At 71.9% G+C, this 12257-nt stretch carries 16 protein-coding genes; 9 read left to right on the top strand and 7 right to left on the bottom strand.

Translation table 11 applies throughout. The features are described from left to right. Positions 1 to 42 precede the first annotated feature (42 nt). Complete coding sequence (locus ACTFTM_RS26300; RefSeq protein WP_449563089.1) at positions 43 to 777, top strand: dTMP kinase; 735 nt, start codon at positions 43 to 45, stop codon at positions 775 to 777. Here ACTFTM_RS26300 and ACTFTM_RS26295 read toward each other — a convergent pair. Next, entirely contained in the window at positions 762 to 1454 is a 693-nt protein-coding gene (locus tag ACTFTM_RS26295) for an SDR family NAD(P)-dependent oxidoreductase (RefSeq protein WP_449563088.1), read from the bottom strand. The two genes, ACTFTM_RS26300 and ACTFTM_RS26295, sit on opposite strands and share 16 nt — an antisense overlap. A gap of 180 nt (positions 1455 to 1634) precedes the next feature. Between ACTFTM_RS26295 and ACTFTM_RS26290 the strand changes: the two genes are divergently transcribed. The 4 genes from ACTFTM_RS26290 to ACTFTM_RS26275 all read left to right on the top strand — a co-directional run bounded on the left by ACTFTM_RS26290 (position 1635) and on the right by ACTFTM_RS26275 (position 5987). Further along, positions 1635 to 2654, top strand: a complete 1020-nt coding sequence (locus tag ACTFTM_RS26290) for an NAD-dependent epimerase/dehydratase family protein (RefSeq protein ID WP_449563087.1) — start codon at positions 1635 to 1637, stop codon at positions 2652 to 2654. A gap of 74 nt (positions 2655 to 2728) precedes the next feature. Continuing rightward, on the top strand, positions 2729 to 3643 hold the full coding sequence (locus tag ACTFTM_RS26285) for a MurR/RpiR family transcriptional regulator (RefSeq protein WP_449563086.1): 915 nt from the start codon (positions 2729 to 2731) through the stop codon (positions 3641 to 3643). Beyond that, positions 3640 to 4596: an N-acetylmuramic acid 6-phosphate etherase gene (locus ACTFTM_RS26280; protein ID WP_449563085.1), complete on the top strand. Its 957-nt coding sequence runs from the start codon at positions 3640 to 3642 to the stop codon at positions 4594 to 4596. Before ACTFTM_RS26285 ends, ACTFTM_RS26280 begins: the two co-directional genes overlap by 4 nt. Positions 4597 to 4997: 401 nt before the next feature. Then, positions 4998 to 5987, top strand: a complete 990-nt coding sequence (locus ACTFTM_RS26275) for a sigma-70 family RNA polymerase sigma factor (RefSeq protein ID WP_355052221.1) — start codon at positions 4998 to 5000, stop codon at positions 5985 to 5987. A gap of 71 nt (positions 5988 to 6058) precedes the next feature. Here the strand turns inward: ACTFTM_RS26275 and ACTFTM_RS26270 are convergent, their stop codons facing one another. Then, positions 6059 to 7036: an NlpC/P60 family protein gene (locus ACTFTM_RS26270; RefSeq protein WP_449563084.1), complete on the bottom strand. Its 978-nt coding sequence runs from the start codon at positions 7034 to 7036 to the stop codon at positions 6059 to 6061. A gap of 542 nt (positions 7037 to 7578) precedes the next feature. Here ACTFTM_RS26270 and ACTFTM_RS26265 point away from each other — a divergent pair. Then, positions 7579 to 8061: a DUF6232 family protein gene (locus ACTFTM_RS26265; protein WP_449563083.1), complete on the top strand. Its 483-nt coding sequence runs from the start codon at positions 7579 to 7581 to the stop codon at positions 8059 to 8061. 27 nt (positions 8062 to 8088) lie between these two features. On the opposite strand, the gene ACTFTM_RS26260 is transcribed toward ACTFTM_RS26265, so the two are convergent. Then, positions 8089 to 8415, bottom strand: a complete 327-nt coding sequence (locus ACTFTM_RS26260; RefSeq protein ID WP_449563082.1) for a DUF3817 domain-containing protein — start codon at positions 8413 to 8415, stop codon at positions 8089 to 8091. 26 nt (positions 8416 to 8441) lie between these two features. Beyond that, positions 8442 to 8864: a hypothetical protein gene (locus ACTFTM_RS26255; RefSeq protein ID WP_449563081.1), complete on the bottom strand. Its 423-nt coding sequence runs from the start codon at positions 8862 to 8864 to the stop codon at positions 8442 to 8444. 130 nt (positions 8865 to 8994) lie between these two features. Here ACTFTM_RS26255 and ACTFTM_RS26250 point away from each other — a divergent pair, with 130 nt between their 5' ends. The 3 genes from ACTFTM_RS26250 to ACTFTM_RS26240 are packed head-to-tail and all read left to right on the top strand — an operon-like array spanning position 8995 to position 10275. Then, on the top strand, positions 8995 to 9360 hold the full coding sequence (locus ACTFTM_RS26250) for a DUF6158 family protein (RefSeq protein ID WP_449563080.1): 366 nt from the start codon (positions 8995 to 8997) through the stop codon (positions 9358 to 9360). Continuing rightward, positions 9360 to 9686, top strand: a complete 327-nt coding sequence (locus ACTFTM_RS26245) for a hypothetical protein (protein ID WP_449563079.1) — start codon at positions 9360 to 9362, stop codon at positions 9684 to 9686. Before ACTFTM_RS26250 ends, ACTFTM_RS26245 begins: the two co-directional genes overlap by 1 nt. Before the next feature lie 52 nt (positions 9687 to 9738). Continuing rightward, complete coding sequence (locus tag ACTFTM_RS26240; RefSeq protein WP_449563078.1) at positions 9739 to 10275, top strand: DUF1360 domain-containing protein; 537 nt, start codon at positions 9739 to 9741, stop codon at positions 10273 to 10275. Positions 10276 to 10338: 63 nt separating this feature from the next. On the opposite strand, the gene ACTFTM_RS26235 is transcribed toward ACTFTM_RS26240, so the two are convergent. The 3 genes from ACTFTM_RS26235 to ACTFTM_RS26225 all read right to left on the bottom strand — a co-directional run bounded on the left by ACTFTM_RS26235 (position 10339) and on the right by ACTFTM_RS26225 (position 12186). Further along, positions 10339 to 10533 (bottom strand): hypothetical protein, encoded by a 195-nt coding sequence (locus ACTFTM_RS26235; protein ID WP_421472824.1) that lies wholly within the window; start codon positions 10531 to 10533, stop codon positions 10339 to 10341. A gap of 49 nt (positions 10534 to 10582) precedes the next feature. Then, the gene (locus tag ACTFTM_RS26230; RefSeq protein ID WP_449566735.1) at positions 10583 to 10816 is read right to left on the bottom strand and encodes a hypothetical protein; all 234 of its coding nucleotides are present in this window, start codon (positions 10814 to 10816) and stop codon (positions 10583 to 10585) included. Positions 10817 to 11088: 272 nt separating this feature from the next. Further along, the gene (locus tag ACTFTM_RS26225) at positions 11089 to 12186 is read right to left on the bottom strand and encodes a 3-deoxy-7-phosphoheptulonate synthase (protein ID WP_449563077.1); all 1098 of its coding nucleotides are present in this window, start codon (positions 12184 to 12186) and stop codon (positions 11089 to 11091) included. Positions 12187 to 12257 lie beyond the last annotated feature (71 nt).

Genomic DNA, 12257 nt, shown 5'->3' with positions numbered 1-12257 from the left:
AAGATCGCAGGAGGCGGGCATCGGTCGGATAGCCTGTGGAGGGTGGCCAGACCATCGGGGACGCGACGCCGCAAGGCCCGGTTGCGCACCGTCGCTCTGATCGGCATCGACGGCTCGGGCAAGACCACGCAGGCGCACCGGTTGGCTGACGCGCTCAACGCCGCCGGCCGCCCCGCCACGTACCGCCGCAACGCCAGCGGGCGTCGCTGGCTCGGCCGGCTCGCCCACCGTCTCGGCCTGCCGGACGCGCAACGACTCGTCGGGCGCGACGGCGTCCTCGCGGTGGAGTCCGTGCTGCGCTGGTTGGCCATCGCCGCGGCCCTGCTCAGTTGCCTGCTCACCGGCCGGACGGCCGTCATGGACCGCTACTCGGCCTGCCAGTACGCCAGCATCCGCGCCCACGGCGGGCACCGGTGGGAACGACTCGCCCGGGCCGGCTACCGGCTGTTCCCGACGCCGCAGGTGACCTTCCTGCTCGCCGTCGACCCGGCGGAGGCGTACCGGCGCATCGAGGAGCGCGGCACCGACCACGAGTCGATGGGCTGGCTGACCGCGGCGGACACCGCCTACCGGACCCTGCCCGAGTACCCGAGCTTCGTGCTCGTCGACGCGGGCCGCCCGGCCGAGGAGGTGACCGAGCAGATCCAGGCCCACCTGTCGTCCTGGCTGCCGTCGGACATCCGACCCGGTCCGGCGCGGCCGTCCACCGGGACGCCGCCCACGCCGAAGCGGGCCGGGCCCGGCGACGTACCGCTGCTGGTTCAGGCGCGTCCGTAGACCGGGACGGTGGCTCCGCTGGTCGGCGCCGAGTCCGGCGAGGCCAGGAAGCGGATCACCGGCGCGATCTCGGCCGGGCTGACCCAGCGGGAGTGGTCGGCGTCGGGCTGCGCGGCCCGGTTCGCCGGGGTGTCGATGACGCTGGGCAGCACGGTGTTGCAGCGGACCCCGCGCGAGCGGTACTCCACCGCGACGGCGTTGGCGAAGGCCAGCACCGCCGCCTTGGCCGTGACGTAACCGGCCGCCCCGGCGAACGGGCTGACCGCCGCCCGGGCGGAGACGCACACCACCGCGCCACCTCCGGCCGCCACGAGGTGCGGCAGCGCGGCCTGCGTGACCAGGTACGTGGGGCGCAGATTGACGCTCAGCATCCGCTCGAACTCCTCGACCGGCGTCTCGTGCACCAGGCCGCCGCTCGCGTACCCGCCGACCAGGTTCACCACCGCCCGCAGCGGCGCGGCCGGGTCGGCCGCGGCGGTCTCGACCACCCGCGCCACGTCCGCCGGTTCGGCCAGGTCCGCGTCGAGCCGGACCAACCCGTCCGCCGCCGGCTCCGACCCGGCGGGCCCACCCCTTCGCGGTACGACCACCCGCCAGCCCGCCTCGACGAACGAGGAGACGACCGCACCGCCCAACCCGCCGGTCCCACCGGTGACCACCACGCTCCGCCCCACCATGCCCAAACGCTAAACCCGCCCACCCATCCCGGATGTCCCACCTCGTCGATCATGAAGTTGTTGCCCTCCGGGTCGGCGTGTCGCGCCGACAACTTCATGATCCACGAGCCGAAGGTCGAGGTTGTCTGCCGAGAGCAGATGGATTGGGTTTTCCGGGGCGGGGCGGCGCAGGATCGGGCCATGGCGCGGATTCTTGTTCTCGGCGGTACCCGTTTTCTCGGCCGGGCTCTGGCTCAGCTCGCCGTCGCGCGGGGCCATGAGGTGACCTGTGCAGCGCGGGGCGTGTCGGGCGCCGTACCGGAGGGCGTGCGACTGGTGTCGGTGGACCGGGACGACCCGGCGGCGCTGTCGCCGCTCGTCGGTCAGGGTTTCGACGCGGTGGTGGACGTGACCCGCCAGGTCAGCCACGCCCGACACGCGCTCGCCGCGCTGGCCGACCACGTGGGTCACTGGTCGTTCGTCTCGACGGTCTCGGTGTACGCGGACAACGCCACCCCGGGTCAGACCGCAGTGGACGCCCCGCTGCTCCCGCCGGCCCCGCCGGACGTGGACGCGCCCGTCGGCCCCGAGCACCGCTGGTACGGCGAGTGCAAGGTCAGCATCGAGGGCCTGGTCCGGGAGCGGATGGGTGCGGACCGGTCGTTCATCTGTCGGCCGGGGCTGATCGTCGGCGCCGAGGACCCCAGCGACCGCTTCCCGTACTGGGTGCGACGACTGGCGCGCGGCGGCGAGGTCCTCGCGCCGGGGCGGCCGACCGACCGGGTGCAGTTCGTGGACGTCGCCGACCTGGCTGCCTGGCTGCTGCACGCCGCCGACACCGGCCTCGTCGGCACGTACGACGGCGTCGGTCCGGCCATGTCCCGGTCCGACCTGCTCACGGGCGTCGCGACCGCGCTGGGCGGTCACGATCCGCACCTCACCTGGGTCGACCAGGACTTCCTGCTGGCCCACGACGTACGCGAGTGGTCGGGGGAGCGCGCGCTGCCACTGTGGGTACGGCTGCCGGAGTTGGCCGGCCTGATGGACCGGGACGCCCGCCCGGCGCTGGATGCCGGGCTGACGATCCGTCCGCTGGGTGACACCGTTCGGGCGACGGCCTCCTGGATGAGTGCCTACCCGGGCGACGTACCGCAGGGTGGACTCGACCCGGCGGATGAGGCGGCGATCCTGGGCACGTGGCAGGCTGTGCGAAAGGCGTGATCCGGATCCTCGACACTTTCCCACCACATACGGTGATGGTTGACGCTCACGCGTCGTGAAAGTAAGTTTCACCCGTGGCGAAGAGTCCGAAGATTTCTGCGAGTCACGAGCCCGGTGGGCTGATCGTCCACATCAGCGGGCTTCTGCCATCGCTGTCGCCCGCCGAGCAGCGGGTCGCCCGACTGGTCGTGTCCGACCCGGCCGCCGCCGCCCGGAGGACCATCACCGACCTCGCCACGGCAGCGGAGACATCCGAGGCGACCGTCATCCGGTTCTGCCGGTCGGTCGGGATGGACGGCTACCCGCAGTTGCGGATCCGGCTCGCCGCCGAGGCCGCCCGTCGCGTCGAACCTCCGGACGCCCGGGTCGTCGGCGGTGACATCCCGCCCGGCGCCGATCTCGCCCAGATCATCGCCACCATCGCGTTCAACGACGCACGGGCCGTCGAGGAGACCGCCGAACAGCTCGACCCGGCCGTCTGCGAGCAGGTCGTCGAGGCGATCGCCGCCGCCGGTCGGATCGACATCTACGGCGCCGGGGCCAGTGGTTTCGTCGCCTCGGACTTCCAGCAGAAGCTGCACCGCATCGGCCGCATCGCGTTCTACTTCCCGGACGTGCACACCGCGCTGACCTCGGCCGCCCTGCTCGGTCGCGGCGACGTGGCGATCGGCATCTCGCACACCGGCACCACCTCGGACGTGATCGAGGTGCTGGAGCAGGCCCGGACCCGTGGCGCGATCACGGTGGCGCTGACCAACTTCCCGCGCTCGCCGATCACCGAGGTCGCCGACTTCGTCCTGACGACCGCGGCCCGCGAGACAACCTACCGCTCGGGCGCCACGGCCAGCCGGTTGGCGCAGCTCACCGTCGTCGACTGCCTTTTCGTCGGGGTGGCCGCGCGCAACCGGTCCCGCGCCCGCAAGGCCCTCGAGGCGACCGCCGAGGCGGTCCAGTCGCACCGGGTGGGCGCGAGCCGGAGGCGGGCATGACGCCCGGCTCGGTGGAGCCGCACAAGGACCTGACAGCACCCCCCACCCGCCCGACGGTCCGGGTGGGCGCGCCCACCGAACGGCGCAACCCGCTCAGCGTCGACCTGGACCTGATGTCCACCCGGGACGTCCTCACGGTGATCAACGACGCCGACCGTCGGGTGCCGGCGGCGGTCGCCGCCGTGCTCGACGAGATAGCCGCCACGGTCGACCTGGCCGTCGCGGCGCTGCGCGGCGGCCACCGGGTGCACTACTTCGGGGCCGGCACCTCCGGCCGGCTGGGCGTGCTCGACGCGGCCGAACTGGCGCCCACCTTCAACTCGCCCCGGGACTGGTTCTGCGCCCACCTCGCCGGCGGCCCGGACGCCATGGTGCGCGCCGTGGAGGACGCCGAGGACGACGAACCCGGCGGCGCGCTCGAAGCTGCCGGATGTGTGCGTGCCGGTGACCTCGTGGTCGGTCTGGCCGCCAGCGGACGCACCCCGTACGTCCTCGGGGCGCTCGCCGCGTCCCGCGCCACGGACGCCTCGACCGTGCTGCTCTGCGCCAATCCGGAGGCGGAGGCTGCCCGGTCGGTCGACGTGTTCATCGGGGTGGACACCGGACCGGAGGTGGTCACCGGGTCGACCCGGATGAAGGCGGGCACGGCGCAGAAGTTGGTGCTGAACGCGTTCTCGACCGCCGTCATGGTACGCCTGGGGCGGGTCTACTCGAACCTCATGATCGATATGGTTGCCACCAACGCCAAGCTCCGGGGCCGAATGATCTCGATCCTGGTCGAGGCGACAGGGTGCTCCGAGGAGGTCTCCCGGCGGGCCCTCGGCGAGGCCGACGGCGACCTGAAGACCGCCCTCGTCACACTCGTCTCCGGCGTCGAGGTGGCCGCCGCGCGGGCCGCCCTCGCCCGCTCCGCCGACCAGGTACGCGGCGCCCTCGCACTGCTCGCCTCCTGAGTCCGACCACCCGGGAAGCGAACGGGGCTCCGGATTGTTAGTCGGGGCGGAGGGTAATAACACCCTCGTGGATGAACCGACCGGCCCAGCGTTGCGTATCTGGCAGTGACCAGGATCGCACCACGGTGGTGACCCGGGTCGCTGTGCCAGCGCGGCGGGCGGTGTTGCCTATGGTGCGGGCGATCGGTGATTCGTCGACCCACCAGCCTGTTCGAGGTGCCCAGCGGCGCGCCACCCGACGGGTGCTGACAGCAAACATGGACCGTGCTCTCAGCAACTACTCAGGCATTCGTGACACTTTCGACTCACGAAATGGAACACCCGACACGTCTCATCTGTTGTGTAGGTGTCAGCACCGGTGGGCACAGCAGAAGTTACCAGGGGCTGACCGGACGTGGGGAATGGCAAGGAACCGGGCAACCGGCGCGAGCGAGGGGACCGTGGGCAACGTGGACAAGAACATCGGCATGCGTACCGACGAGGTCGCCGAGGAGCGTGACCTGGTCGGCGTCTACCTGCACGAGATCTCCCGGACGCCACTGCTGGACGCCGCCAAGGAGGTCGATCTCTCCAAGGCGATCGAGGCGGGCCTCTACGCCGAGCACCTGCTCGGCGAGGATGCCGTTCCCGACGGTGTCGACCGGGCCGACCTGGATCGGCTGGTCGCCGAGGGCGAGCGCGCGAAGGACCTCTTCATCCGCGCCAACCTGCGACTGGTCGTGTCGATCGCGCGTCGCTACGTGCGCTCGGGGATGCCCATGCTGGACCTGATCCAGGAGGGCAACACCGGCCTCGTCCGGGCGGTCGAGAAGTTCGACTACGAGCGTGGCTACAAGTTCTCCACCTACGCCACCTGGTGGATCCGCCAGGCCATCAGCCGGGCGATCGCCCAGCAGGAGCGCACCGTCCGGCTGCCGGTGCACCTGGTGGAGGACGTCAACCGGATGCGCAACGTGACCCGGCAGCTCACCCGTGAGCTGGGCAGCGACCCGGAGCCGGAGCAGATCGCGGCGTCGCTCGGCGTCACCGTCGAGCGGGTCAACGAGCTGCGTCGCTGGTCGCAGGACACGGTCTCGCTGGACACCCCGGTCGGGGACGACGGCGACACCAACCTCGGTGACCTCGTCGCCGACAGCGACGCGCCGTCCCCGGAGGACATCGTCCTCAGCGGTCTGGAACGGCAGCGCATCGAGGGGTTGCTCAACCACCTCGACGACCGGTCGGCGGGCATCATGCGGGCCCGCTACGGGCTGGAGGACGGCCGCGAGCACTCGCTCACCGAGGTCGCGTCCCGCTTCTCGCTGTCCCGCGAGCGGATCCGGCAGCTCGAGATCCAGGCCCTCGGTCGGCTCCGCGAGCTGGCCCGGGCCGAGGGGCTGCAGGCAGCCTGACCTGGTAGTAATGACGGCGAACGGCCGGCGTCCGATAGGGGGACGCCGGCCGTTCGCCGTATCCGGTTGAGCTAGCGGACCCGGCCGTAGCCGTGGATCGACATCATGTTCATGCCGCGCTTGAGCACGTTACGACCGGCGCTCGGCGCGTCGATCACCTGTCCGTCGCCCACGTAGAGCGCGACGTGCCCGAGGCCGCTGTAGAAGACGAGGTCTCCCGGGCGCAGGTCACCCCGGCCGATGTGCGCGACGGCGCCCCACTGCATCCGGGCGCTGTGCGGCAGCGACCGTCCGGCCGCCCGCCAGGCCGCCAGGGTGAGGCCGGAGCAGTCGTAGCCGCCCGGTCCCTCGCCCGCCCAGACGTACGGTTTGCCGATCGCCCCGAAGGCGTAGCGAACCGCCGCGCCGGCATCTCCGGCGACCGCCGGCACGTTGCGGGCCTCGGCCTGCGCCGCTTTGGGCGCGGGCCGCTCGGTCGCCGCCCCGTACGCCTGTCGGCGCAGCTCGTACAGCTCGGCCAGGTCCTTCTCGATGCGCGTCCTGCCCGCCGCCAGCTCGCGGGCCTGCGCGGTCTGTCGGGCCACCGTCGCGTCCAGCCGCTTCTTCTCGTCGAGGAGCCGCCGCTGGGTGTCGGTGAAGCCGGAGATGCGCTCCTGGCGCTGGCGGGTCAACTGGTCCAGGGTTCCGAGCCGGTCCAGCAGGGCGGTGGAGCCGCCGGGTCGCAGCAGCGCGTCGGCGGTACGCAGGCCACCGCTCTTGTACGCGCTGTTGGCCAGTGCGGCGACGTCCGCTCGGCTCTGCTCCGCCTGCTGTTCGAGCGGGCCGATACGGGCCTGTAATCGGGCCACCGCGGCTTTGTTGACCTTCATGTCCTCCGTGAGCTTGTTGTACGACTCCACGACCCGCTCCAACTCGGCCGAGGACGTCTCGATCCGGCGGGTCAGGTCGGCGGGGGACGGCTCGGCGTACGCCGCCGCCGTCGGGGCGATCAGGGCGGCCGTCAGGCCGACCAGCGCCACGGAACGCAGCAGGGTTCTCAGGGATGACAAGAGCGAGAGGCTCCTCTCCCACGGCCGCCGACGGGGCTGCTGACGCCCTCGGCGACACCGGCCGGGGTCGTCCGGGTGGACGGCACTGGACCGGACCGGCTCGCCCAACCTAACCCGGGACGGTTGTGCTGCGCAGTTGAAGCAGGGGTGAATGTTGACCAAGTGGCGGGAAGTGCCGCTGCGGAACGACAGCATGTGCGGGGCCACCGACACGGGAGTGAAGGCCGCCGTGCTCCCTTTAATGGTTATTTGACCGATATGCGACTTTCGTCGTTCGGGACACATGCCGGCGGTTAACAGCGCGCCATACCCGATAAAAGATGAAATGGCTGCCGTTTCATGGCGATGTCGCCCGCACGGGTGGGCGGTCCGCTCCCGGTAAATGCCCAGGTCGAGTGGCAGCGCCCGAACACAATGGAGCCCGGGGCCGGGAATCCCGTCACCGGACACTCACGCCGGTGGTCACGGACCCGACCCGACAGACCGCACCCGCGGGAGGATCCGTGAATCGTGAAGGCGCAACGACGCGACCGCAGCGAACGGTGCCCGGTGCCAGGTCCACGCTGCTCTACGCGCGACCCGGCATCATCGTCACCGTCGACCGGTTCACCGTCGGCCGCACCAGCTACCGCATCCCCGACCTGACCCACCTGCGTACCACCCGAGGCCCGCACGACCGGATCGCCGTCCGGGCCGTCGTGGTCACCGCCTCCATGATCGGCGTGGTGGGCCTGCTCCTCGGCTTCAGCGGCGGCCTACAGCGGTTGACCGCCGGGGCGTACCTCATCCTCGGAGCGGTGCTCCTGCTGCCGGCCACGCTCGCCCTCGTCGGTGACCGGTGGCGGCCACCACCGTACGAGCTGTGGGGGTGGCACCGGGGCGCGGAGGTGCTGCTCTTCAGCGCCGACGACGAGCGGCAGTTCGGCCAGGTGACCCGGGCGCTGCTGCGCGCCCGGGAGGTCAACCGGTACGGCGGTTGGGTCGACCCGCTCGCCTCCACCGACCCCTGGCGGCCGAACCGCTGACGGTCCCGGCCGGCAGCGGCGTCGGATTCAGCCGGCGACCGGCTCCGGCGTACGGGTGGCGGGCCGGTCGAGCCAGGCGGTGACGCGACGCTCGGCGTAGAACGAGACGAACGGCACGGTGCCGGCCAGCATCACCAGGAGCATCCGCTTCAGCGGCCAGTCGGCCCGGCGGCTCAGATCGAACGCGGCCACCAGGTAGATCATGTAGAGGAAGCCGTGCGCCGGGCCGACCGTCTCCACCACCGCCGCGTTGTCGAACACGTACTTCAGCGGCATGCCGATCACGACCAACAGGATCAGCACCACGCCCACGATCCAGGCGATCACGCGGTACCGGGTAAGGGCTGCGCCCACTTCGTCCGTCCTTCTTCAGGCCCGGCTCAGCCGGGATAGTCACCGGGCCGGGCGCCCGGATTGGCGTTCAACCATGACAGGTAGTCGTTGTACGCGGCCAGGGCCGCGTCGTCACCGGGCGTCACGTCGACCGGCGTCCTCGTCACCCGCACCGGTCGGCGTACCCCCGGTCGGGATCCGGCGGTCGCTGCCGGCGCCGGCTCGACGGCCGGGTCCGCGGGTGGCTCGGCGGCGCCCTGCGCGGCACGGCGGGCCAGGCGCACCTCGCGCCACCAGACGTACACCACGAAGCCGGCGAAGATCGGCCACTCGACGGCGTACCCCCAGCTGAGGTTGTTGCCGGCGGTGGCCCGGCTGATCTGCCACCAGCCCAGCCCGAGGAAGCTCCCCACCAGCACGACCATGGCCACGTGACGTGCGATCCACGCCGGGGTCCAGAGCCACCTCATGGCGTCGAGGGTACCGGGAACGGCGACCGTCTCCGACGCGGCGTCGTAGTTGGCGCGCGGAAGGGATGGTTTGGCGTCACCCGGTGTGGGCATCCGTCTAGACGCCAGCCCAAACGAGACCAGGGGGGCGATGATGACCGGATCGGTACGCGAGGACGGCTTTGCGTCCAGCGGCGGTACGGAGATGAGCCCGGAGCAGCGGGTGACCGAGTGGAGCGGCGACCACCTCGCCGACCCGGGGGGCGCCGAACTCGACGGCGACGCGGTCGGCGCCGAATTCGACGGTGACGCGGTCGGCGTCGACCCGACGGAGCTGACCGACGACGACCTGATCCGCGAGATGCACAGCCTGCACCGCACGCGGCTGGACACGCTGCGGCACGCGGCGGACTCCGCGCTCGCGAACCATCTGCGCCGTACCGCGGAGCTGGAGACCGAGTACCTGGCCCGCCACCCAGGCCGGGAGGTCGACCCGAGCCGTCTGCGGGACGCCTGATGGCGGCGCGAGCCGTGCGCGGCATGTCCGCGCCACCCGAGGTGGTCTTCAACACGGCCACCGACCCGGCCCGAGCCTCGGCCTGGTTGCCCGCGCCACTGCGCAACGACGGGAGCCCTCCCGCCGAGGTCAGCGGGGAGGAGCTGCGGGCCCGCTGGGGCGACGCCGACTGGGCAGCCGAGATCCGGGTGGATCCGGCCGACTCCGGCGGCGCGCGGATCCAGCTCGACCTGACCGACGGCTCGGGTACCGACCCGGACCAGTTGGCCGACGAGGCGCTGACCAACCTCGCCCGCGAGGTCGCCGACAACCTCCAGGCCGGTTGAAACACCCCGGCCGTTCGGCACTCTCGCACCACGACGACATGGAAGGAGACCGGTGACCGACACTGGCCTGCGACAGAGGGTGGCGCGGCTACGCCGGGCGTACGCGCCGCACGAGCATCGACCGCTCGGTGGCTACCTGGCGGCAATGGGCACCTACGCGGGCGTCACCGGAGCGCTCGCCGGCCTGGTCAAGGTGACCGGCCGGCAAGTGCCCGAGCGTCCCGCAGTCGCCGACGTGGTGCTGCTCTCCATCGCCACGCACAAGCTCAGCCGGCTGCTGTCCAAGGACGCGGTGACCAGCCCGCTGCGCGCCCCGTTCACCCGGTACGACCGGCCGATCGGCAGCGGCGAGGTGATGGAGCAGGTCCGGGACTCGGGCAGCTCCACCCGGCACGCCATCGGCGAGTTGCTGAGCTGCCCGTTCTGCCTCGCGGTCTGGGTGGCCACGGGACTGACCGGAGGACTGGTGCTCGCCCCCCGGCTGACGCGTCTGGTGGCCACCGCGCTCACCGCCGTGGCCGCGTCCGACTTCCTCCAGATGGCGTACGCCTCGGCCCAGCAGGCCGCTGAGGGCGGACACGACGACTGACCCGACGGACGGGCGCAACACAGCGGGGGCCGGCGAATTCGCCGGCCCCCGCTGTCGTACGCGTCAACGCTGCATGCCCGACCAGCCGTGCGGCGACTCCGGCTCGCGTTCATCCTCGTCCGCGCCCGTGATGATGTCGCGGTCCACCGCCGTGCGGTCGTGCTCGTTGGCGAAGTCCGGCTCGGGCGTGGTGTCCCTGCCCTCCGGCGGCTGGCCCAGCGCCGGGACCTTCTCCTCGTGGTCCTCGTGGTGCGTCATGATCGTCGTCCCTTCGCGTCGCTGGGCTCGCTGGCTGCGCACGTGCCGCTCACCCGATGTCGCCACCCAGCAGGTCGCTGGCCTCGTCCACCGCGTACTCGCCCTCGGGCAGCGCGTCGATGCGGGCGAGTAGGGCCGGCGGAAGCTCGGCGGCGACGGCCCGGCGGTAGATCTCCCCCTGGGTGATGCGCTCCTGGCCCCGGAAGATGTCGTCGAGCAGGTCGTCGAGTGCCCGGGTGTCCGGCTCGTCGGCCACAGATGCGTCGTCGGTCACGCTGATCAGCTACCCGGGCCGGAATCGGTCAAACGTCACGCCCATGGCCCGCCAGCCGGCTCGACGACGTCCGAACAGACAGCGCCGCCCCCGGCCTCGTGAGCCGGGGGCGGCGCTGGTGTCGGTGTGTAGGTCGCCTCTCGGCGAGTGGCGCGACGCGGCTCCAGCCGAACGGTATTCCGCGAGGGCTATTTAGGTGAGGCCCGGGGACACTGAGCACACCGACACCTCAGTTAACCAGGCGACGCCCGCTCGTGTTCCGCGCACCGCAGTGCCGACCGTCACACCCCCAGGGCGGGCAGGGTGGCCCGGCGGGCGCGTACGGCGGTGGCCAGCTCGTCGAGGACCTCGGCGGTGTCGTCCCAGCCGAGGCAGGCGTCGGTCACCGAACGGCCGTACACCAGCTCGCGGGTGGGATCGAGGTCCTGCCGACCGGACAGGAGGAACGACTCCAGCATCACGCCGGTGATCCCGCGCTGGCCGGCGGCCAGTTGGGCGGCCACGTCGGCGGCGACCAGTGGCTGGTTGCGGTGGTCCTTGCCGCTGTTGGCGTGGCTCGCGTCGATCACCAGGCGCTCCGGCAGCCCGGCGGCGCGGAGCAGGTCGAGCGCCCCCGCCACCGACGCCGCGTCGTAGTTGGGCCGACCGCCACCGCCACGCAGCACAAGGTGACCGTCGGTGTTGCCGCGCGTGTGCATGATCGCCGGGGTGCCCGAGAAGTCGATGCCCGGGAACACGTGCGGCACCCCGGCGGCGCGGATCGCGTCCACGGCCGTGCCGATGCTGCCGTCGGGGCGGTTCTTCATGCCGATCGGCATGGACAGACCGGAGGCGAGCTGCCGGTGCACCTGGCTCTCCACGGTGCGGGCGCCGATCGCACCCCAGCCCACGGTGTCGGCGATGTACTGCGGGGTGATCGGGTCGAGGAACTCGCAGCCCACCGGCAGGCCGAGGCGCAGGACGTCGAGCAGCAGCGCTCGGGCCCGACGCAGACCGGTGTTGACGTCGCCGCTGCCGTCCAGCCCGGGGTCGTTGATCAGGCCCTTCCAGCCGACGGTCGAGCGGGGCTTCTCGAAGTACACCCGCATGACGATGAGCAGGTCGTCGGCGAGCCGGTCGGCGGCGGCGCGCAGACGCTCGGCGTACTCCAGCGCGGCCGCCGGGTCGTGCACCGAGCACGGGCCGACGACCACCAGCAGACGGTCGTCCTCGCGGTCGAGGACACGACTCACCGCGCGGCGGTCCTTCAGGACGGCCGCGGCGAGCGAAGCGTTCAGGGGCAACTCGTGGTGCAGCAGGGCGGGTGTGGTCAGCGGCACGACGCGGTCGATCCGCTGATCGCTGACCCGATCGGTCTCCGGGGTCGTCACGGTGGGCATCCTTCCGCCGACCGTGCCCGGGGCCGGTGCCCGGGACGAGCCGGCTGCTCGTACGCAGAGGGGCGGGAACG

Source organism: Micromonospora sp. RB23 (assembly GCF_053585025.1).
The sequence above is the reverse complement of the archived record's forward strand: the minus strand, read 5'-3'. Positions and strand labels throughout refer to the sequence as shown.

Bases quoted from the DNA above. Each gene is read 5' to 3' on its own strand.
- ACTFTM_RS26295 (WP_449563088.1), bottom strand. From the start codon at position 1,454: ATGGTGGGGCGGAGCGTGGTGGTCACCGGTGGGACCGGCGGGTTGGGC.
- ACTFTM_RS26290 (WP_449563087.1), top strand. From the start codon at position 1,635: ATGGCGCGGATTCTTGTTCTCGGCGGTACCCGTTTTCTCGGCCGGGCT.
- ACTFTM_RS26280 (WP_449563085.1), top strand. From the start codon at position 3,640: ATGACGCCCGGCTCGGTGGAGCCGCACAAGGACCTGACAGCACCCCCC.
- ACTFTM_RS26275 (WP_355052221.1), top strand. From the start codon at position 4,998: ATGGCAAGGAACCGGGCAACCGGCGCGAGCGAGGGGACCGTGGGCAAC.
- ACTFTM_RS26255 (WP_449563081.1), bottom strand. From the start codon at position 8,864: ATGAGGTGGCTCTGGACCCCGGCGTGGATCGCACGTCACGTGGCCATG.
- ACTFTM_RS26250 (WP_449563080.1), top strand. From the start codon at position 8,995: ATGATGACCGGATCGGTACGCGAGGACGGCTTTGCGTCCAGCGGCGGT.
- ACTFTM_RS26245 (WP_449563079.1), top strand. From the start codon at position 9,360: ATGGCGGCGCGAGCCGTGCGCGGCATGTCCGCGCCACCCGAGGTGGTC.
- ACTFTM_RS26235 (WP_421472824.1), bottom strand. From the start codon at position 10,533: ATGACGCACCACGAGGACCACGAGGAGAAGGTCCCGGCGCTGGGCCAG.
- ACTFTM_RS26225 (WP_449563077.1), bottom strand. From the start codon at position 12,186: ATGCCCACCGTGACGACCCCGGAGACCGATCGGGTCAGCGATCAGCGG.